The sequence below is a fragment of the Nocardioides sp. NPDC101246 genome (assembly GCF_044767415.1).
Classification (GTDB): Bacteria; Actinomycetota; Actinomycetes; order Propionibacteriales; family Nocardioidaceae; genus Nocardioides.
The window spans coordinates 114,168-132,817 of the sequence record NZ_JBIWNX010000009.1; the positions used below are offsets into that span (position 1 = coordinate 114,168).

The window sequence follows — 18,650 nt, forward strand, 5'->3', positions numbered from 1 at the left end:
GTCAGGGCTCCTTGCGGTCGATTCGTCTGACGCTGACGTCCGCCAGGAACGACGGGTACGCGTCGGGGTCGATCTCGCCGGCCACCGGCGTGACCACCGCGGCGGCGCCCAGGGCAGCGGCGTCGCGCAGGATCTCGGGCCACGGCCGGCCGCGGGCCAGGCCGCGGGCGAGCCCGGCGGCGGTCGCGTCGCCGGCGCCGGTCGGGTTCCCGCTCACCCCGGCGGGCGGGCGCACCTCCCAGCAGCCGCCGTCGGCATGTGCGACCAGCCCGTGGCGGCCGCGGGTCAGCACGACCGGGCCGCCGTGGCGGGCCGCGAGCTCGGTGACCGCGGCGGCGGGGTCGTCGAGGGCGTACCCGAGCAGGCGCGCGGCCTCGTCCTCGTTGGGGGTCAGGACGGCGCCGGTGCCGACCGCGGCGGCCAGCGCCGCGTCGTCGAGATCGAGGAGCACCGGTACGCCGGCGGCGGCCGCGATCCTCGCGATCCGTGCCGGGAGGTCGGTGGGCACCCCGGGTGCCAGGCTGCCGGAGACGACGATGGCGGTCGCGCCCGGGATCCGTTCGGCCAGCAGGTCGAGCAGCCTGCGGTCGGCCCCGGTGGCAGCCTGTCGACCCGGCTCCCACAGCGAGGTCGTCGACTCGGCGACGACGACCAGGGTGCGGCGTACGTCCTCCAGCTCCGGCAGGAAGGTCGAGGGCAGCTGCTTCGCGAGGGCGTCGGCGAATACCTCGTCGGCGAGGCCGACGGCGTGGGTCGGCTCGCCCAGCTGGTGGAGCACCCGGGCGACGTTCACGCCCTTGCCCCCGAGCCGGGTGCTGACCTCGGCGACGCGGTGGACCTCGCCGACGGTCAGCCGCGGGAGCCGGTAGGTCACGTCGATCGCCGGGTTGAGGGTGACCGTGATGATCATGCGCGCTTCTCCGGGGACTCCGGCCCCGTCGCGGCGAGCGCCAGTCTGGCGGCACCGATCAGGCCGGCCCGGCCGCCGAGGGCGGAGAGACGTACGGGCGGGACCGCCGTCACGCCGGCGCGCTCGCGCATCCGGTCCCGCAGCGGGTCGAGCAGGTCTCCCCCGGCCTCGGCGACGCCGCCACCCAGGATGATCTCGCCGGGCGCGAGCAGCGCTCCCACGGCGAGGAAACCGTCGGCGAGGGCGGTGATCGCCTCGGACCAGACGCGGGCGGCGAACGGGTCGTGCCGAGTCCGCGCGACCAGGTCGGCGACGCCGGTGACCCCGGTGTCACCGCCCCGCGAGGCGTACGTCTTCAGCATGGCGCGGGCTCCCGCGCGCGTCTCCACGCAGCCGCGCAGCCCGCAGACGCACGGCGGCCCGGCCGGGTCCACGACCAGGTGGCCGAGCTCTCCGGCCTGCCCCGAGACGCCGACGACCGCCCTCCCCTCGACGTACGTCACCGCAGCGACGCCCGTCCCGAGCACGGCGACGAGCGCGGAGGCCGGTGACCCGGCGTCCGCCCAGATCGCACCCGCGGCGGCGGCCGTGTCGTGCGCGACCGTGACCGGAAGGCCCAGGCGCTCGGCAAGCGGGGCCGCCACGAGGGTGTCGGCGAGACCGAGGTTGACGGCCCTGCGGGAGATACCGGCGTCGGTGTCGACGAGACCGGGGAAGGCGATCCCGACCCCGGCGACCCCGGCCCGGGCCGCGGGGCTCAAGCCGGCCAGCAGCTCCTCGCCCATCCGCCCGATGTCGTCGAGCACGGCCGGACCGGGCCGGGTGGCGAACCGCGACTCGGCCAGCACCACATCGGCGGCGCCGACCACGGCTCCGCGCACCGAGGTGCCGCCGACGTCGAAAGCGAGGGCGAGCATCACGCGGGCGGGGCGTCAGCCGGGCTCAGGATGATCGAGCGGGTGAGGTTGCGCGGTGCGTCGGGGTCGAGGCCGGCGCGACGGGCCCGTGCCAGGCAGAGCAGGTGGACGCGCACCAGGTCGGCGAGCGGGTCGACGTCGGCGTGCATCAGGTCGGCGCCGGTGACCGCGACGTCCTCGGCGAAGCCGGGCACCAGGTCGCCGAAGGCCCACACGACCCGGCCGGGAGCGCTGATCGAGAGCGGACCGTGGCGGTATTCCATCATCGGGTAGGACTCGGTCCACAGCTGTGCGGACTCGCGGAGCTTGAGCGCCGCCTCCTGCGCCACCCCGTTGGTCCAGCCTCGGCCGACGAAGGTGATCTGGTCGGCGCTCAGCGCCGGACCGAACGCGCTCTCGCCGGCCTCGATGATCCGCTGGGCCTGCTCGGCGGCCCGGCTCAGGTCCTCACCGAGGTGCCAGCGGAGCAGGGCGAGCGTCGTGGTCGCGAAGCGGGTCTGGACCACCGACTTCTCGTCCACCTCGGGCATGAGGATCGGCTCGGCGACCTCGAGCGCCGGGGTGCCCGGCGAGGAGGAGATCACCGTCGCCGGGATCCGGCCCTCGACCTGGGTCAGCAGGTCGACGACCTCGGTCGTGGTCCCGGAGCGGGTGATCGCGAGCAGCCGGTCGTAGCCGCGGCCGATCCGGGCCTCGGTGGGCGTCCAGGCGTCGGTGATGCCGTGGCCCTGCTCCTCGCGCAGCGCGGCGTAGGCCTGCGCCATGTAGAGCGAGGTGCCGCAGCCGACGACCGCGACCTTCTCCCCCGCCTTCGGCAGGGAAGCGGCGAAGCGCTCGGCGGTCTCCCGGGCGGCCAGCCAGTTGGCGGGCTGGCTCGCCACCTCGGTGGCGAGATGCGTCGTCGGTGCGGATGCGGTCATGGCGTCGGGTCACTCTCCGATGTGTTGCCGGCTGGACCGGAATCATCCAACCGATTGCTCGTTTTTGTCAATTGAGCGCATCAAATGATCATTATCGCTCAGTCGCGATGACGATCTCCGCCCCACCGTCGGCCAGTGCCTTCGCGAGCGGCTCGGGCACGGCTCGGTCGGTGACGAGCATGGAGACGCCGGCGAGATCGCAGATCCGCGCGAAGGTCGGATGCTCGAGCTTGGTGCTGTCGGCCACGACGATGGTGCGCTGAGCCGCGGCGATGAAGTCGGCGCTGATCTTGGCCTCGGCCGGGTGGATCGTGGTGAGGCCGGCGCGGGTGCTGATGCCGTCGACGCCGAGGATCGCGGAGTCGATGTGGATCTTCGACAGCACCCCCTCGCTCAGCGGGCCGACCAGCTCGTAGGACTGGGTGCGCGCGGCCCCGCCGGTCACCACGATGTTGACGTTGGGCCGGATCGAGAGCTCGTAGGCGATGTTGAGCGCGTTGGTGACCACGGTGATGCTGTCGTCCTCGGCCAGATCCGGGTGGCGCCCGATCGCGCGCGCCACCTCGCTGGTGGTCGTCCCGCCGTTGAGCGCCACCGTCTCCCCCGGCACGAGCAGGTCGGCGACCGCGGCCGCGATCGCGCGCTTGGCCTCGGCCTGGCGGCCGATCTTGTACTGCAACGGCAGCTCGTACGCCGAGCCGAGCGCCGTCGCGCCGCCGTGTGTCCGGGTGACCAGCCGCTGGTCGGCGAGGTGTCCGATGTCGCGGCGGGCGGTCGCCGCCGAGACACCGAGCGCGCTCTCCACCTCCGCGATCGAGACGTGCCCGTGCTCGCTGATCAGCTCGAGCAGCTGGTTGAGTCGCTGTTGCCTCATCGGCTCCCCTTCCTGGGTCCCGGACAGCCTACGCAGATCCAGCGCCGCCCGCTTGCAGGGTTCTGCTCGGATCGACGGGGTTGCGCGCACAAGTCGTCACCCTGCCCCTACCCTGTCCAGGTGACCGCAGCGAAGACACCCGCCCAGAACCCGGCCCTGACCTGGCACGACGGCCGGTTTCTGAAGCACGGCGTTCCCCACCGGATCCTGTCCGGGTCCATCCACTACTTCCGCGTCCATCCGGACCTGTGGGAGGACCGGCTGCGCCGGGTCGCCGCCACCGGGTTCAACACCGTCGACACCTACGTCGCCTGGAACTTCCACGAGCCGGACGAGGGGTCCCCGGACTTCACCGGGCCGCGCGACCTGGCCCGCTTCGTCACCGTCGCCGGCGATCTCGGCCTCGACGTGATCGTGCGCCCCGGCCCCTACATCTGCGCCGAGTGGACCAACGGCGCGCTGCCGTCGTGGCTGACCGCTCGCACCCGGGCCCCGCGCAGCTCCGACCCGGTCTACCAGGACGCGGTCTCGCGCTGGTTCGACGTCCTGCTCCCCCAGCTCGTCCCGCTCCAGGCCGCTCACGGCGGGCCGGTCGTGGCGGTGCAGGTCGAGAACGAGTACGGCTCCTACGGCGACGACGCCGCGCACCTCGCCTGGATCCGGCAGGCTCTCTTGGACCGCGGCGTCACCGAGCTGCTCTACACCGCCGACGGCCCGACCGAGGTCATGCTCGACGCCGGGATGCTCGAGGGCACGCTCGCCGCGGCGACCTTCGGCAGCCGCGCCACCGAGGCTCACGCGATGCTGCGGTCGCGGCGGGCCGGCGAGCCGTTCCTGTGCGCCGAGCTCTGGAACGGCTGGTTCGACCACTGGGGCGAGAACCACCATGTCCGCTCCCCCGCGAGCGCCGCCGCGACCCTGCGCGAGATCGTCGACCTCGGTGGCTCGGTCAGCGTCTACATGGCCCACGGCGGCACCAACTTCGAGCTCTGGGCAGGTGCCAACCACGACGGCCGCCGCATCCAGCCCACCGTCACCAGCTACGACTCCGACGCCCCGGTCGGCGAGGACGGCCGGGTCTCGGAGAAGTTCGGGCTCTACCGCGAGATCCTGGCGCCCGCCACGGGTCGCACGGTCGACGCACTCCCCGCGCTGCCGCCCACTCCCGCTCGCCTCGGGTTCTCCTCGGCGCCGATCTCGTCCGGGACCGACCTGCTCTCGCTGATGACCCGGGGGGCCGCGACCCGAGCCGCTCGGCCGCTGAGCTTCGAGGAGCTCGGCATCGAGGCCGGGCTGGTGACGTACCGGTCCTCGGTCACGCTCCCCGGCCACGACGTCCATCTCACCGTGCGCGGGCTGCACGATGTGGCGTACGTCTTCCTCGACGGGGACGCGCTCGGCATGCTCGAGCGCGACGACGCCGAGGCTTCGGTGCTGACGCTTCCCGGCCTTGGCCGGGCGGCCGAGCTGACTCTGGTCGTCGAGGCGCTGGGCCGGATCAACTACGGCCCGCTGCTCGGCGATCACAAGGGGATCCTCGGCGGCGTCCAGGTCGACCGGCGCCTCGTCCACGGCTGGGACCACCACCCCGCTCCCCTCGACCGCTGGGACGCTCTCGACGGCCTCCCCCGTGCGGTCATCGACATCGATACGCCCGCCGACGGCTGGCTCGCCGTCCCCGGCGACGGCGACCGGTTCATCTGGCTCAACGGCACCCTGCTCGGCCGCTTGTGGGCCCGCGGACCCCAACGCCGCCTCTACGCCCCCGCTCCCCTGTGGCACCCCGGCGCCAACCAGGTCGCCGTCCTCGACCTCACCGCACCTGCGGCCTACGTCGAGGTCCACCCGGACCCCGACTTCGGGCCGACCGAGGAGTACGTCGAGACGCTGCCGACCGGAACGTGAGTCGGCGTCTACGACAGGTCCGCGAAGGAATCCTCGAACGCCTGCCGGACGACTGCTCCTGGCGTACGGTCGAGGATCCCGAACACCACCTGCTCGAAGGTCCCGTCGAACCGGCCTCCCGGGCCGAGCAGGTCCCGGAACGACCCGGCGACCATGGCGGGGCCGTTCTGGAACACCCCGCAGCCCCAAGCGCCGAGGACGAGGCTGCGATAGCCGTTGGCGGCCGCGGTCTCCAGGACCCGAGCCGCCCGGCCGGCGAGCACGGCCGGGATCTCGTCCATGCGCTCCGGAGCCTTCCGGCGGATGACGCCTGCGTTCGGCGCCGGCGAGGTCAGGAAGCCGACCTCGGCCGGCTCGTCGAGAAGCTGGCCGCGGTCGTCGCGGAAGACCGGTACGCCCGGCGAGTGGATGACGCGGTCGCTGTAGAACGGGTCGCGCATGGCGCGATGATGCACGTAGTAGGCGGGCGCCTCCAGCAGGCAGGTGTACAGCGCTGACGCCCGGCACAGCGCCTCCTCCTGCGCCTGGGCTCCGTTGACGTACCCGCCGCCGGGGTTCCTCGCCGAGGCGAAGTTCAGCACCGCCACCGATCCCGGCAGCCGCCGCGCCTCCCACAGGCTGCTCCCTCCGGTGACCGCGAACCGGGTCTTCACCGGCTCGGTTGCAGGCACCTCGACCGGCTCCGGTCCGTACAGCCGGGTTCCTTCTCGCGCCGCCCGGACGGCCTCGCCGATGACCGCCTTCGTGCCATCCGTACGCCGGTAGTACCCGGCCTCGATGAGGTGCTGGTTCTCCCGCGCGAGCGCGCGCAGCCGCGCGCTCATCCGGTCACCCTGGCGGTGACGACGGAGCGTTCGATCTGCTTCACAGTACGCATCGTCCGGCCCTCGAGGTTTCCAACGCAACCAGGTTAATTCGACCGCACGCGATCGCCGATGCGCTAAGGCGTGAGCCGGAAGATCGGCCAGCCGATCTCGGTACGCCAAGCCTCAGGGTCGTCGGTGTCGCGCGGCCCTGCCACGTACGTCTCGTGCACAGGCCCGTCGACAGCGAGGGCGTGGTCGACCACCCACTCGCCGAGGCGGCCGTAGCGGACACCGATGTCGTCGTGATGGCCGCGGTGGACGGTCACCGCGAGCTCGACCGGCGGGAGCTCGAGAATCTCGACTCCGCCCGCTGGGCACAGATCATGAAAGGGCCGGAAGACACACACCGTGCCGCTGCCCTCGGTGAACAGCTCGTTGTCGTAGCGGCCGCCAGGCGGGCCGCTGCGCTGTTCGGGAGGGACGGCCGCATCGAGCCTGCTCATCGCAGCGTCGTACCAGACGGTGACGGTGTCCAGGTCGACCTCGGCGGTGATCGCGGCGACCTCGCGCACCGGCACCGAACGGAGCTCGACCTCCAGGTCCTCGACTCCGGGGCGCAACAACTGCCGTAGCGACGTCACGGCCGCGCGGGTGCGGTCGAGGCTGACCTCGAGCCGCTCGAGGTGGCCGGCGATCATCTCCGCCCTCCGCCCCGGGTCGTCAGTGGCCAAGACCGCCTTGACCTCTGCCAGAGGTACGTCGAGCTCGCGGAGCCGGTGGATCACCTGGGCGGAGGGGATCTGGCCGGCCACGTAGTAGCGATAGCCGGTGAACGGGTCGACGCTGGCGGGCTCGAGCAGGCCCGCGTCGTGATAGCGCCGCAGCGTACGCACGCTCAGCTGCGTCAGCGCCGCGAACTCTCCGATCGTCAGTCCCGCCCGCATACCCACACCTTCAACCCTCTCCTGGGGAGAGAGTCAATGCCGTTGACCCTCTCCCTACGGGAGACCCAACCATGGCAGCCATGATCGAACAGCACTCCGCCACCCCCATCGACCCAACCGACCTTCCCGAGGTGATCTCGAGCTTCCTGACCGCCCAGGTCGCCCGCGATGCCGAGACCGCCGTCCCGCTCTTCGTACCCGATGCCGTCGTCACCGACGAGGGCCACGACTTCCATGGTCTCGACACGATCCGCGACTGGCTCACGAACGCGGCCGGCGAGTTCACCTACACGACCGAGGTGACCAGCGCCTCCCGGATCGACGACACCCACTACGACGTGATCCATCACCTCGAGGGCGACTTCCCCGGCGGCGTCGCCAACCTGCATTTCCGGTTCAATCTGCATGATGGCCTCATCAAGACTCTGACGATCGAGCCCTGAACTGCCGCTGCACCCTCACGACTTCGTACGCTACGGCTCCATCACCACGATGCGGAGAACATCGCCCGGAAGGTAGCGCTGACATGGCCCGGCGATCCGCCATGCACCTCATGATCGTTCGGTGAACACCGTGGCCACCCTGACCATCGCTGTCGTCGGCTTCTTCTTCCTCGCGATGGGGACGTACGCGCTGATCTCCCCGGGCGCCCTCGTCGCCCCGTTCCGCCTCTCGGCTCAGGCGCCGGAGTCCCGATCGGAGGTCCGCTCGGTCTACGGCGGGTTCGGGATCGCCACGGCCGCCGTGCTCGGCGCCGCCGCACTCGACATCGGCGAGATCCGGACCGGTGCGGTCACCACCGTCGGCCTCGCCCTGATCGGGATGGCCGGCGGCCGACTCGTCTCGCGACTGCTCGATACCCCCGTAGGTTTCTATCCGATCTGGTTCTACTTCTGGATCGAACTCGTGGCCGGGACAGCCCTGTTTCTTTGCGCTTGACCTCGGCAGATTCGGCTATGCTCGCCACCGTGGGATCTCGGCCGACATTAGACGCGTCTGTATATCCGCCGCGCCCTCGCTCCCCTGAGGTGAGCGGCTCGGGCCGACGAGTCGACTGGCACAACGATCCCTCGGCGCCCGAGGTGAACACCATCAGGCCGAGCGCCGGCGTCTTCGTACTCGACGACCCGGGCCGGATCCTGCTGGTACGCCGCGACGACACCGGCAACTGGACGATGCCCGGCGGCGCCATGGATCCGGGCGAGTCACTCACCGCCTGCGCGGTCCGCGGGACGCTCCAGGAGACCGGCATCACCATCGAGGTGATCGGCCTGGTCGGCATCTGGACCGACCCCCGCCACCGCATCGAGTACACCGCCAACGGCGAGGTACGCCAGGAGTTCAGCATCATCTACGCCGGCCGCTACCTCGCCGGCGAGCCCACCCCCTCGGCCGAGAACACCCACGCCGAGTGGCTCTATCCCGAGATGGTCCCCAGCCTCCAGATGGACCGCAGCCAGCGCGTACGGATCGACTGGGCCCTCAACCGCAACTTCCCCCACCTCGACCCCAATCCTTGATCCCTGCCGGTCGCCTCGGGGATGTCGCCGACGTCAGAGGATCAAACCGTACGCCGCAGCCTGATCTTGTGCCGCCGCAGCACCTGCTTGGCCGGACAGCCGCAGAGGTCCCGGCCGGCGTCGGGCGGATAGGGCTCGATCACGGACACCTGATCATCATCCCCTGCATTGGAGCGTTAAGTAGGCACGATCCGTGATCTCGGCCCGGATTCGCTGCGTGAGCATACCGCCAAGAATAACGCGGACGCACCGCAGAAGATGAGTCGCCTGGACTAGGCGCGGGCAGTTCCCCGCACTCGAGTGCGCGAGCAATGCTCACCTCGGTGGCGCACTGTGACCCAACACGCTGCGAGCTTGAATCCGAACCCCAAAGACCAGATGCTGCTCAGCCATTAGCTCGATATGGTCCCGAAGCGGGCCGGGCCGCAGCACAGTCTCGTCGGATAGGCCACGCAGCGCCAACAAGGGCACCAGGATTCCATCTTCTTCGAGCAATGAGAAAAGGCGCCGCTCAAGCACGTCAGTTGCGAACGTCGACCTTTGAAGAGCTAGAGCCAGATTCCGCCCTGTCTCGGCCCTAACGTTCTCATTCGGATCAGTACTAAGTTGAATCGCCATTGACACGCCCCACTCCGGCGCGTGTTCGGAACTCAGAAGAACGGTCGTAAGAATGCGGCAGGCCTCCAGGCGCTCCCGAGTCCCGGCCGAGGCGAGACTTGCGACCGCCTCTAGAGCGTCTGTCGACGTGTAGATTCCTAGAGCTGTGAACAGGCGCACGGCCGCGGGATCTGGGTCCACGGCAGGCGGGTCAAACGGCGATTGGAAAGACGTTGCATTCAGCAGTTCATTAACATTCCTGCCAAACGTTTCCCGGATAGCGGGCGGAACAATCTCGGGACGCGACGCGATTCTGAGGAAAGCATCGGATTTTGCTGAGCGCGGCACCCGCGAATCCAGCAAGTAATCAGTCACCGGGTCCCACAGGTCGGCATCCAATAGGTGCACCAGGGCGACGCCTAGATCCGCAGCGTCGGAAACATAGCCGCTAAAAACGCCATTCGCCGCCTGTTGCCGAATTTCTCGCAGACGTGCCTCCACGAGCTCTGACGCCGGATCACGAAGCCAGTAAGGAGGATCAGCCACCCCACCGATGACCGCATTCAGTTCGTGCCCGACACGCTCCAGAGTGAGAGAGTCTGTGACGCTAGCCGCATCAGGCTCATCCTGCATCAGTAGCGGAGAGAGCAGGTTGACAAGCGGGGACCACCCCCCTACGCCCGCCGCATCGGAGAGCCAAATGGTCCAGCGGTCGCGGATTGATCTCGAAGTCTCAGACCAATCCACATTCGACACGGCCACAGCCATAGCGCGCACCAGCAACTCGTCACTCGTTGCACCAAGTTGGTCGACAAGATCAAGAACCTTTGCAGCAAGATCGTCAACACGGCCCGCGACCGGCGCGAGCGCGGCCGCAGATTTCGCCAATCGCTCGAAATGGACAGACGAAATTTCTCGCTGCAAGTCAAATGCAATTGGCATCGCATCCATTGCCGCAAATACCGCTGTCAGGGCAGTGCTCGCAACTTCGAGCGACAGAAGTTGCGCGCCGGCCTCCAAAGTTGCCAATTCGCCCGCTCGCAACTGGGTCGGGAGCAACCGATTTTCGACGATCGTCTCGACTTCGTTTACCAGTGCAAGCAAGGGACCGCCACTACGCACTAGGCCATGGGCGAGCCGGAGCAGCTTTGTGTCACCGGATTGACGGAGCAAGCGCAGTCCCTCACTGAAAGAAGCCACCTCGAGACGAGGGCTTCTCATTAGACGCAATTGCCCCAGATTTCGCCGCCTCGCGCGGGCCTGACCGCGATTTCCGACCAACTCAAAGTACGTTTGCGAACGCCAAACAGGCTGATCAACAGGATCCCGGTTTCGAATCGTGCGATCAGCACTCATCACGAAGCGCGCAAACGATTCATCGATAAAAGCGGTAGCACCAGAACGCTCAGTCAATAGGTGACTGGACGCGAGCGGCGACATCTCCTTGAGCAGTCGCCTCAGTTCTGCCGCCGACGGAAACCCTATTTCCGCATTGAAAAGATCCGTATTTGATTCCCGTAAGGCTCGAAGCATATTCTGATTCGTCAATCGCGCGTTCCAGCGCGCACCTAGACTAGTCACGTAAACAGAGAGTTCCGGTACCCTTACAGACGCCAGGATGCCTTTCGCTTCACTTCGTTGCAGTCGCCATTCAACACCGGCTTCGAGGGCTCTTAAAGCCTCCTGTTGCTTAAGCGCACCCAAGAGCAGTCTGCCATCACTCTGGCTACCGTCGATTAAAGAACTCGCATTCTGGATAACATCGACAGCATCTCGATGGCGGTCCACCTCGGCTAGCGATACTGCGGCGATCAATGCGGCGGCCGAACGAAGGGCAGGGTCGCCGAGATCTCGCGCGCCACTGAGGTCGGCTAGTTCCACCGCCCCCTCTTCCACCGACCCAACAGAAATTGCTTTCCTTGCGCCACGGATGACCTGCAGTTCATGGTCGGACAATTCCTGATCCATGCGCTTTAAAGCGTCGTCGACATCGCCGCCGTTTCCAGAGATGACCAAGCCAAGGACGCCAGGTCCAGTTACTTTATCGACGCTACTGAAGTTTGGATGAGGGCTGACGCTACGAGGACAAAGCAACGAAGCGAGCCAGGCTAGATTTGTCATGGCTTCTGTCTGATCCTAGGAGACGCGGGACGATCATGCACGGAAACAGGAAGATTCTCGTTAATTGTGCTTATTGAGTCTTGGGCCAAATCAGGGGCCTGCCCATACTCAGGACGACCCGCAATTATGTCATATATCCATCGGACTATTAATTCGTACAGTTCAGTGACGCCATGAGCGGGTCGAACTTCTCGCCAAGCGCCTGCCGGAGGAATCCCTAAAGCATTGAATAGGGACACAGCATCAGAATCCGCTGCACCATTGGTGAGTGCGACCCCAATTGAAAGCCGAATATCATCTGCCTGTCGCGTGACAAGTTCACCTAACCAAGCCAAGCACATCTGATTGTCAACGACGGCCCGGTCAGCCGCACGAATCGCCAACTCGACCCGCACTTGCGAGCCCGATTCTAGATGCCTCCGGTCGACGACCGTAATCTCGCCTTGTGAGGAAACGTCTTTAATTGCGGCGCTGAAGGCCTGCGTTAGTTCTAGGTCATTCCATGCCGAGAACTCTGCAATCAGAATACTCATCTATCCAGAAACGGCCCGAACAATAGAAGTTCTCGGAACAACTAGTTCAGTGCGTCCGTCCGGGCAAGTTTTCCCTACGACGGTTATGCGCACCATCCCCAGTCCCTCGTCGGTAACCTCGGCCAGAAAGGTACTAGGGAGGTCGGGGCAAAGGAGTTCAGCAGCATCCCTCTTCGCTGCGTCGCTGAAAGTGACGTACGCCCGCTCCGTCACTGGAATCATAAGAATGAGGAATATGCTGACAGAAGTCAGAACAATTGCCATACATCCAACACCCGCTCCGATGAACACCATCGCTTTAATCCGACCGGACTCCTGAGTCGCCGACGCGTGGAGTTGGTTCGCAGCTCCTACGATGTCAGCGCCATCGAACTCAGGGGTCGGCAGGATGCTGGCGATCAGGAAGAAAATCACCGCGAGAAGATAGCAAAGCGCAGCCCCAGCCACGATCCAGGGAACTGCACCGACTACCCGAGAACCCTGCTGCGCCAGACTCCAAAGTGTCACGGCGGCGGCGGCACCGAGAAAGCCGCCCGCCGAGATTGCTCGAGCACGCCAGACGTCTGGCGCAGCGGCGATCTGAGCCAGATTCAAACGTGCGGCTTCGACGTCTTCGTCGTGATCAGCTGACACGACGCAAATCATGCCTTGTTCGGGAACTTCGGCGCAGAGGCTTCACCAAATTGTTCGTCGCAACCAGTCAGCGTGCCCGGTGCGGGCGCGCGAACCTCACCGCGGCCCGCGCTGTCGCTGCTCGGGCGGAGGTTCGGGCCACCCAAACGATCCGTGATCCGGCACCCGACCATGGAGACCAGGACGCCTCACCCCAGATTCTTGCGCGACTGATAGATACACCCAGTTACCTAGATCATCTGCGTCTCGGAGGCCGCACCGCCCGACTGCCGCCTTCAGGGCACGGTCGGACTCATCCGGTCATCGCACACCATCATCGGCATGGGTCAGTACATGATGAATCGTCTTCTCTGACACTCCACACTGACGAAGGCATGCGGCAGCGATCGTCTTGGTCGTGTAGGGATCGATCTCACCCACAGCTCGCATGCTGGTGACCGCATCCGCGAGCTGTACCAACAGTTCACCGAGCCCATACTCGTCCAGGCAATGTGCAAGTTCCGGCGGTGCCGCACGCATGCCGGCATGCCCATAGATCGCGGTGAGCTCGCCACGAAGCCCTGCAAACTGACCGTAGACGGGTGAGGCGATGACGTCGGGCAACCGGTAGAGGACACCGATGTTGTGCGGCATCGCGGCAAGAGCGCTCACGTCGCTGGCCGCCAGTTGATACAGAGCCATGGCAGGTGCGACCCCGTCGAGAGCCGCCGCGATCACGCGAGCTCGTTCGACGCGGTGCCGGAAGGAGCGGCGCAGCAGTTCAGCAAGAAGGTCCTCCTTGCCGTCGAAGTGGTAGTAGAGAGAGGCCTGACGCATCCCGGCAAGCTCCGCGACCTCGCGGGTGGTCGTTCCTGCGTAGCCCTGTCCGACGAACGTCTCTGCGGCTGAGTCGAGGAGCTGCTCCTGTGGGTTCGCCGCACGCGGTCCTGGCAACCGGCGTGGACGGCCGGGGCCCGGTCGCGGCGAGATGTGTGTCAACGTACGATCGCCTATTTCTTCCAGTGGTGGGCATATGCGTGGGATGTAGACTTCGCCAGCTTCGGGAGAGTCAGGCTCCCGACGCCAGCGGTGAGGACAAGTCAGTGGGTGAGCTTCAAACCGATGACGCAGCCGACGAGCCCGACCACGAGCAGGACCCGGACCACGCTTATCGAGTCGGTGGACCACACCATCGAGTAGGCAACGGTCAAGGCCACCCCGATCCCCACCCAGACCGCGTAAGCCGTTCCTACCGGCACGGATTGCATGGCGTACGCCAGGCCACCCATGCTGGCCGCCAGCGCCACTACGAAGACGGCCACGGGGACAGGCCGCTGGAATCCATCGGTGCGCGCCAGGGCAAGCGCCCAGACGGCCTCGAGTACTCCTGATACAGCAAGGACCAGCCAGGGCAACTCGAGCCGCCTTTTCTATAGGTTGACAGGTGGGCAAAGGGGGCGTAAGTTTCGCACGCGTTTCGCGAAAGTCAAGAGCGCTACGCCACCACGATCGTGCGGCGGCCCTACCGGCGAGCCCATGTGTCGCTGGCAGGTCATTTGAGTGACCGTTGGCCCCAGACTGCGCACCCTCCCGGCTCCCCGCTCACAGCGACTGACCATGGCGACGAACCAACGCCTCCAGGTTGCGGAAAGAGGCTCCGGGGTCGATGAACGCTGACGCTGTTCGTCGTCACGTCCGCGCTGAAGGGCCAGACTGCGGTAGCCGGCAACGGGCTGCGTCACACCGCCGCGAGCGCGCTACATCGCCGCGGTGGGTCACTCACCGAAGGGGCTGTCGAGGTCTCCCTTTCCTATGGCGTCGTCGTGGCGAGGAGGCGTCGCGCACGACGACCCAGATCGCTCAGATCCACCCGACCCTCCTCAGCCGCGGCCGCCAGACGCGCGGCAAGGTTCATTGCCTCGTCGAGCTCGGGTGCGGTGACCGCGGACTCCTGGCCCATATCACGAAGGATTGTGACCTCGGTCCTGGACGCGATCAAGGGATCGGTGACCCCGTCGATCCAGACGCGAGTGCGGCGGCCATCTCCGCGCTCCTCCCCAGTGATGCGCTCCAGGGCGAAGATACGGTCGGCGCGCGCGAACTTTCCGAAACCCAATGCCACCATCCGGGAGTCCGATGCCATGTAGTCATCTTGCCATCACGCATCGAACTTTGGTCTGGCATGCAACCCCGGCTGACAGAAAGGGTCCCGCGTCATACCGCCGCGTAGGCGCCACCGACCAGCCGATGCGGCGGCGATGGCTCTGCACGCGCATCGGGGTGAGCACGGTGCTTGGTCGAGTGCCCTCTCTAGCCTGGTGATCGTGCGGAGACCCGACGCGCTGCGCCCTGGCCGACGGTGAATCGCACGGCGTCCTTCACCGACATTTGAATCTCTAGTTCGTTTAGGAGTTCGACGAGATTCGATTGCAACCGCGCGAGTCTCTCAACCGTCAGCGGCGGCAACTCATCGATCGTCGACACCAGCCGGAGAGCATCGACGGCGTCATCCAAACCCAGTTCCGACCCGAGCCCGTCTCCCCACCGTCGCTTGAACTCTAGGAACGAAATCGTGTCGGCCAACGCACCGTCGTGCCAGTACGTGACGACCTGACCGAGCGACATCTGCGTTGGTCGGAACACCGTCCACGGACCTGTCCCAAAACGATCGGAAGCTAGATCCCGTCGAATTCTTCCAGTGATCCCCGCGACCTTCGGATCTGTCGCTAGGTAGGTGAATCGCAAAAACAACTGTTCCCAGGCGAGATACCGCGCGAGCAGATAGACGGTCTCGACGGCATACTGGCCGCCGGGATCCCGCCTACGTAGAGGGACTAGGCCAGACTGGTCCAAGAGGTTGTACAACCTGCTCTGCAGGTCTTCAGCCGCAAACAGAGTGGGCATTACGTAAAGGGAATTGATGCGCTGTTGCTCCTGCGAACGCTCAATCTGACGCTGTGCCGACCAGCGGTAGAACGCCGCTAGTCCACCGCCCACGGTGATCACTGCCGGGACCAATAGCGCCGCCCAATCTGAGCCCACGGATTGATCCTGCCACCCCGAACGCCTCAAAAGGTGAAGTCCTAGATAGTGGGGTACGACCCCGGTGAGTGTTGTTGACGAAAGCAGCGGCGGTCACCGGGTGATCCTTCGAGTCAACCTCCCACAAAATCCGCGAACGGAGCACCACGATGACCGATGCTCCGGCTTCCGGTGCTTCGACGGAGGCGCGTCATTCCGCCGCGCGAGTCGGCGCCAACAACTCCCCGTTTCCGCTACGCCTGCCGCTGCTCGGCGAAGCGCAACAAGAGATCGTCAGCCGTGACCGCTGAGCGAGCGATACTCTCCTCCGGCGCGCCACAGATCCGCAGACAGGTCGCCGCGATCGCCTGTCCATGAGCACGGGTGATCTCCTCCCCGCCGGACCGGATTCGGATCACCACCTCGACCGCCTGAACCAGCAGGCCACCCAGTTGGTCCACGCCAACAGTCGCGGCGACAGGACCGCTGACGACGGCGGCTCCCAGCCGACCGTACGCAGCGGTCAGCTCCCGGAGTTCAGGCTCGAACTCCTCGAAGACCTCGCTGTTCCTGACATCAGGCATCCGATAGAGCTTGCCGATGTTGTGCGGCACCGTCGCGAGTGTCTCCACATCGATCAGCGCCAGCAAATAGAGCGCCGCCTCCGGAATGTCGCCCGGGCACTCCCCCTCGATCCTCTCCACCTTCTCGAGGCTCGGCCGCACCGAGAGCTCGAGAAGCTCGGCGAGGATCCCGGGCTTGCCCGCGAAGTGGTAGTAGAGCGACGCCTGCCGGATCCCGACCTTCTCCGCGATGTCCCGGGTCGAGGTCGCCGCGAACCCACGGTTCACGAAGAGTTCGGCCGCCACGTTGAGGATCTCATCGCGGGGAGCCGCCGCGCTCGCCGCGCGCGGGATCACCCGAGGCCGGCCCGGGCGGGTGGCACCTGCAGTCGCGTACGTGCTCATCGGGTTCCTTTTCAAGGGAGCAGAGTCGAGCTGGAAGTCCCCAGCGCTCCGACGCCGTTCCAGCCCAGTGCGCCGGGGACTTGAACCACCATCGCCTCGAAGCCCGGGACGTTTGCACCTCCTGCCAGGGACATATGGGGACGTTTGTCCGGTACGTTGCAGACATGCCGAATCACAGGCTCCGATCCGCCCTCGCGGCTCACGACATGACCACCGCTGGATTGGCCGCCACTGTCGGAGTCGATCCGAAGAGCGTGGAGCGATGGCTCACCCAGGACCGCGTCCCGCACCGCGGCACCCGCGCCCGCGTCGCAACCGCGCTCGGCCACGACGAGACGTACCTGTGGCCGAGCCTTCGGGACGGGCTGGGCACGCCGGCGGTGACAGCGTCGGAGCTGGTCAGCGTGTGGCCCACGCGGGACAGCGTCCCGGGCGATGTGTGGCGCTCGCTCTCGTCGCGAGTCAGCCACAGGCTCGAGGTGCTGGTCTACTCCGGCGGGTTCGTCGTCGAGGCCTTCGGGCTACCTCGCGAGATCAGACGGATGGCTGCCGACGACGGCAGAGTCAGGATCTTGCTCGGTAACTCCGACTCCGAAGAGGTCCGGCGGCGAGGTGTGGCTGAGGGTCTCCCGACCCTTCCCGCGCGCGCAGCCTCGACGCTTGACTATCTCCGGGACGTACGCGACCTTCCGGGTGTCGAGATCCGGGTCCACGACGTGCCGTTGTACGCCTCGATCTACCGCTTCGACGACGACATGCTCGTCAACCCGCACACCCATGGAATCGGCGCCAAGGACTCCCCGGTCTTCCACTACGAACGGGTCGGGACCGGCGGGTTGTTCGGCTACTACGAGAAGGCGTTCGACCGTGTCTGGGAGACCGCCACTCCCCCGGCCCCCATAGGGTGATTGCGCATGGGCCGAAGAATCGACTGGTACGACGACCCCTCCGCTCCCGAGGTCAACAGCATCAAACCCAGCGCCGGCGCATTCGTACGTGACGACCCTGGCCGGATCCTGTTGATCCGTCGCGACGACAACGGCAACTGGTCGATGCCGGGCGGGGCGATGGATCCGGGTGAGTCGCTGACTGCCTGCGCGGTTCGCGAGACCCTCGAGGAGACCGGTGTCAGCATCGAGGTGACGGGCCTCGTCGGAATCTGGACCGATCCTCGCCATCGCATCGAGTACACCTCCGACGGCGAGGTCCGTCAGGAGTTCACGATCATCTACGCCGGACGCTATCGCGCGGGCGAACCCACACCGTCAGCCGAGAGCACTCATGTCGAGTGGGTCTCACCGGACAAGGTGCCAAGCCTTCAGATGGACCGCAGCCAACGCGTCAGGATCGACTGGGCACTCAACCGCAGCTACCCACACCTCGATCCCAACCCCTGATCAATCCGCTGTCAGAAGACGGTCAACCCGGCGCACAGTTCCAACGAGCTCGTCACGCGCAGCCTCCACGAAACGACCGACGACGTCGCGCTCCCCGTAGCGCGCCTGGATCTCGGCCAGCCGATCGGCCACCGTCACTCGCTCACCTCCGGGCCCCGTCGTCATGTCGCAGAAGCACAGCGCATCCTCGAGCTCGGGAGACGGGCGAGGGAACTCGCCGAGCTCGTCGCTCATCCCGCGCAGCCCGGCCTCGAACCTGCTGCACGAATGGTGTGCTACGAGGCGTACGACCTCCTCGCTCCACCCGGTGCGCCTCAAGAAGCGGGCGCCATCAACGGGATGGAAGCCGGTCTCGCGCAGCTCGTCGGCGTAGCCGACGTCATGAAGCCACGCCGCGGCGACCAGCGTCTCCGAGTCCAACCCCAACTTGGCGGCGACACCAGCAGCCGACGCAGCCACCGTCTGAACGTGCAACCAGCGCCGCCCCAGGGGTTCCACGAGCCGACGCGCCTCGCTGCGGGCACTGCTCAGCTTGCTCGACACCCGCGGAAGCCTAGTTCAGATGATCAAGCCGTACGCAGCAGCCTGAACTCATCCCACGCTCC

20 protein-coding genes are annotated in these 18,650 nt (G+C 66.6%); 6 read left to right on the plus strand and 14 right to left on the minus strand.

Translation table 11 applies throughout. The annotated features are described in order from the left end of the window. Position 1: 1 nt before the first annotated feature. From ACIRON_RS17940 to ACIRON_RS17955, 4 genes are all read right to left on the minus strand, one after another. Positions 2 to 910: a 1-phosphofructokinase family hexose kinase gene (locus ACIRON_RS17940; protein ID WP_402993952.1), complete on the minus strand. Its 909-nt coding sequence runs from the start codon at positions 908 to 910 to the stop codon at positions 2 to 4. Next, complete coding sequence (locus ACIRON_RS17945) at positions 907 to 1,827, minus strand: ROK family protein (RefSeq protein ID WP_402993954.1); 921 nt, start codon at positions 1,825 to 1,827, stop codon at positions 907 to 909. Before ACIRON_RS17945 ends, ACIRON_RS17940 begins: the two co-directional genes overlap by 4 nt. Continuing rightward, entirely contained in the window at positions 1,827 to 2,747 is a 921-nt protein-coding gene (locus ACIRON_RS17950) for an SIS domain-containing protein (protein ID WP_402993956.1), read from the minus strand. Before ACIRON_RS17950 ends, ACIRON_RS17945 begins: the two co-directional genes overlap by 1 nt. Positions 2,748 to 2,838: 91 nt before the next feature. After that, a complete protein-coding gene (locus ACIRON_RS17955; RefSeq protein ID WP_402993958.1) occupies positions 2,839 to 3,621 on the minus strand; it encodes a DeoR/GlpR family DNA-binding transcription regulator in 783 nt (260 codons plus the stop codon). Positions 3,622 to 3,741: 120 nt separating this feature from the next. Here ACIRON_RS17955 and ACIRON_RS17960 point away from each other — a divergent pair, with 120 nt between their 5' ends. Beyond that, positions 3,742 to 5,526: a beta-galactosidase family protein gene (locus ACIRON_RS17960; RefSeq protein ID WP_402993961.1), complete on the plus strand. Its 1,785-nt coding sequence runs from the start codon at positions 3,742 to 3,744 to the stop codon at positions 5,524 to 5,526. Positions 5,527 to 5,534: 8 nt separating this feature from the next. Here the strand turns inward: ACIRON_RS17960 and ACIRON_RS17965 are convergent, their stop codons facing one another. Both ACIRON_RS17965 and ACIRON_RS17970 read right to left on the minus strand, forming a co-directional pair. After that, positions 5,535 to 6,350 carry a TIGR02452 family protein gene (locus ACIRON_RS17965; RefSeq protein WP_402993963.1) on the minus strand — a complete coding sequence of 272 codons (816 nt, stop codon included), beginning with the start codon at positions 6,348 to 6,350 and terminating at the stop codon, positions 5,535 to 5,537. Positions 6,351 to 6,466: 116 nt separating this feature from the next. After that, entirely contained in the window at positions 6,467 to 7,276 is an 810-nt protein-coding gene (locus ACIRON_RS17970) for a MerR family transcriptional regulator (protein ID WP_402993965.1), read from the minus strand. A gap of 80 nt (positions 7,277 to 7,356) precedes the next feature. Between ACIRON_RS17970 and ACIRON_RS17975 the strand changes: the two genes are divergently transcribed. The 3 genes from ACIRON_RS17975 (at position 7,357) to ACIRON_RS17985 (ending at position 8,796) form a co-directional block, all read left to right on the plus strand. After that, complete coding sequence (locus ACIRON_RS17975) at positions 7,357 to 7,719, plus strand: nuclear transport factor 2 family protein (RefSeq protein ID WP_402993967.1); 363 nt, start codon at positions 7,357 to 7,359, stop codon at positions 7,717 to 7,719. Between the two features lie 121 nt (positions 7,720 to 7,840). After that, positions 7,841 to 8,215 carry a DUF4345 family protein gene (locus tag ACIRON_RS17980; RefSeq protein ID WP_402993969.1) on the plus strand — a complete coding sequence of 125 codons (375 nt, stop codon included), beginning with the start codon at positions 7,841 to 7,843 and terminating at the stop codon, positions 8,213 to 8,215. 143 nt (positions 8,216 to 8,358) lie between these two features. After that, positions 8,359 to 8,796 (plus strand): NUDIX hydrolase, encoded by a 438-nt coding sequence (locus ACIRON_RS17985; protein ID WP_402993971.1) that lies wholly within the window; start codon positions 8,359 to 8,361, stop codon positions 8,794 to 8,796. Positions 8,797 to 9,111: 315 nt separating this feature from the next. Here ACIRON_RS17985 and ACIRON_RS17990 read toward each other — a convergent pair whose 3' ends face one another. The 7 genes from ACIRON_RS17990 to ACIRON_RS18020 all read right to left on the minus strand — a co-directional run bounded on the left by ACIRON_RS17990 (position 9,112) and on the right by ACIRON_RS18020 (position 16,648). After that, a complete protein-coding gene (locus tag ACIRON_RS17990; protein WP_402993973.1) occupies positions 9,112 to 11,409 on the minus strand; it encodes a hypothetical protein in 2,298 nt (765 codons plus the stop codon). 638 nt (positions 11,410 to 12,047) lie between these two features. Beyond that, a complete protein-coding gene (locus tag ACIRON_RS17995; RefSeq protein ID WP_402993975.1) occupies positions 12,048 to 12,680 on the minus strand; it encodes a hypothetical protein in 633 nt (210 codons plus the stop codon). Positions 12,681 to 12,980: 300 nt separating this feature from the next. Then, a complete protein-coding gene (locus ACIRON_RS18000; protein ID WP_402993977.1) occupies positions 12,981 to 13,847 on the minus strand; it encodes a TetR/AcrR family transcriptional regulator in 867 nt (288 codons plus the stop codon). After that, complete coding sequence (locus ACIRON_RS18005; RefSeq protein WP_402993979.1) at positions 13,760 to 14,074, minus strand: DMT family transporter; 315 nt, start codon at positions 14,072 to 14,074, stop codon at positions 13,760 to 13,762. The genes ACIRON_RS18000 and ACIRON_RS18005 overlap by 88 nt, the downstream gene beginning before the upstream one ends. 395 nt (positions 14,075 to 14,469) lie before the next feature. After that, positions 14,470 to 14,802, minus strand: coding sequence for a hypothetical protein (locus ACIRON_RS18010; RefSeq protein ID WP_402993981.1), 333 nt, complete (start codon positions 14,800 to 14,802; stop codon positions 14,470 to 14,472). A 167-nt stretch (positions 14,803 to 14,969) separates the two neighbouring features. Further along, positions 14,970 to 15,701: a hypothetical protein gene (locus ACIRON_RS18015; RefSeq protein WP_402993983.1), complete on the minus strand. Its 732-nt coding sequence runs from the start codon at positions 15,699 to 15,701 to the stop codon at positions 14,970 to 14,972. Between the two features lie 233 nt (positions 15,702 to 15,934). Continuing rightward, positions 15,935 to 16,648, minus strand: a complete 714-nt coding sequence (locus ACIRON_RS18020) for a TetR/AcrR family transcriptional regulator (RefSeq protein WP_402993985.1) — start codon at positions 16,646 to 16,648, stop codon at positions 15,935 to 15,937. Positions 16,649 to 16,854: 206 nt separating this feature from the next. Between ACIRON_RS18020 and ACIRON_RS18025 the strand changes: the two genes are divergently transcribed. Both ACIRON_RS18025 and ACIRON_RS18030 read left to right on the plus strand, forming a co-directional pair. Continuing rightward, positions 16,855 to 17,556, plus strand: coding sequence for an XRE family transcriptional regulator (locus tag ACIRON_RS18025; RefSeq protein ID WP_402993987.1), 702 nt, complete (start codon positions 16,855 to 16,857; stop codon positions 17,554 to 17,556). A 6-nt stretch (positions 17,557 to 17,562) separates the two neighbouring features. Next, positions 17,563 to 18,045, plus strand: coding sequence for an NUDIX hydrolase (locus tag ACIRON_RS18030; protein WP_402993989.1), 483 nt, complete (start codon positions 17,563 to 17,565; stop codon positions 18,043 to 18,045). Here ACIRON_RS18030 and ACIRON_RS18035 read toward each other — a convergent pair whose 3' ends face one another. Beyond that, a complete protein-coding gene (locus tag ACIRON_RS18035) occupies positions 18,046 to 18,588 on the minus strand; it encodes an HDIG domain-containing metalloprotein (RefSeq protein WP_402993991.1) in 543 nt (180 codons plus the stop codon). Positions 18,589 to 18,650: the final 62 nt, after the last annotated feature.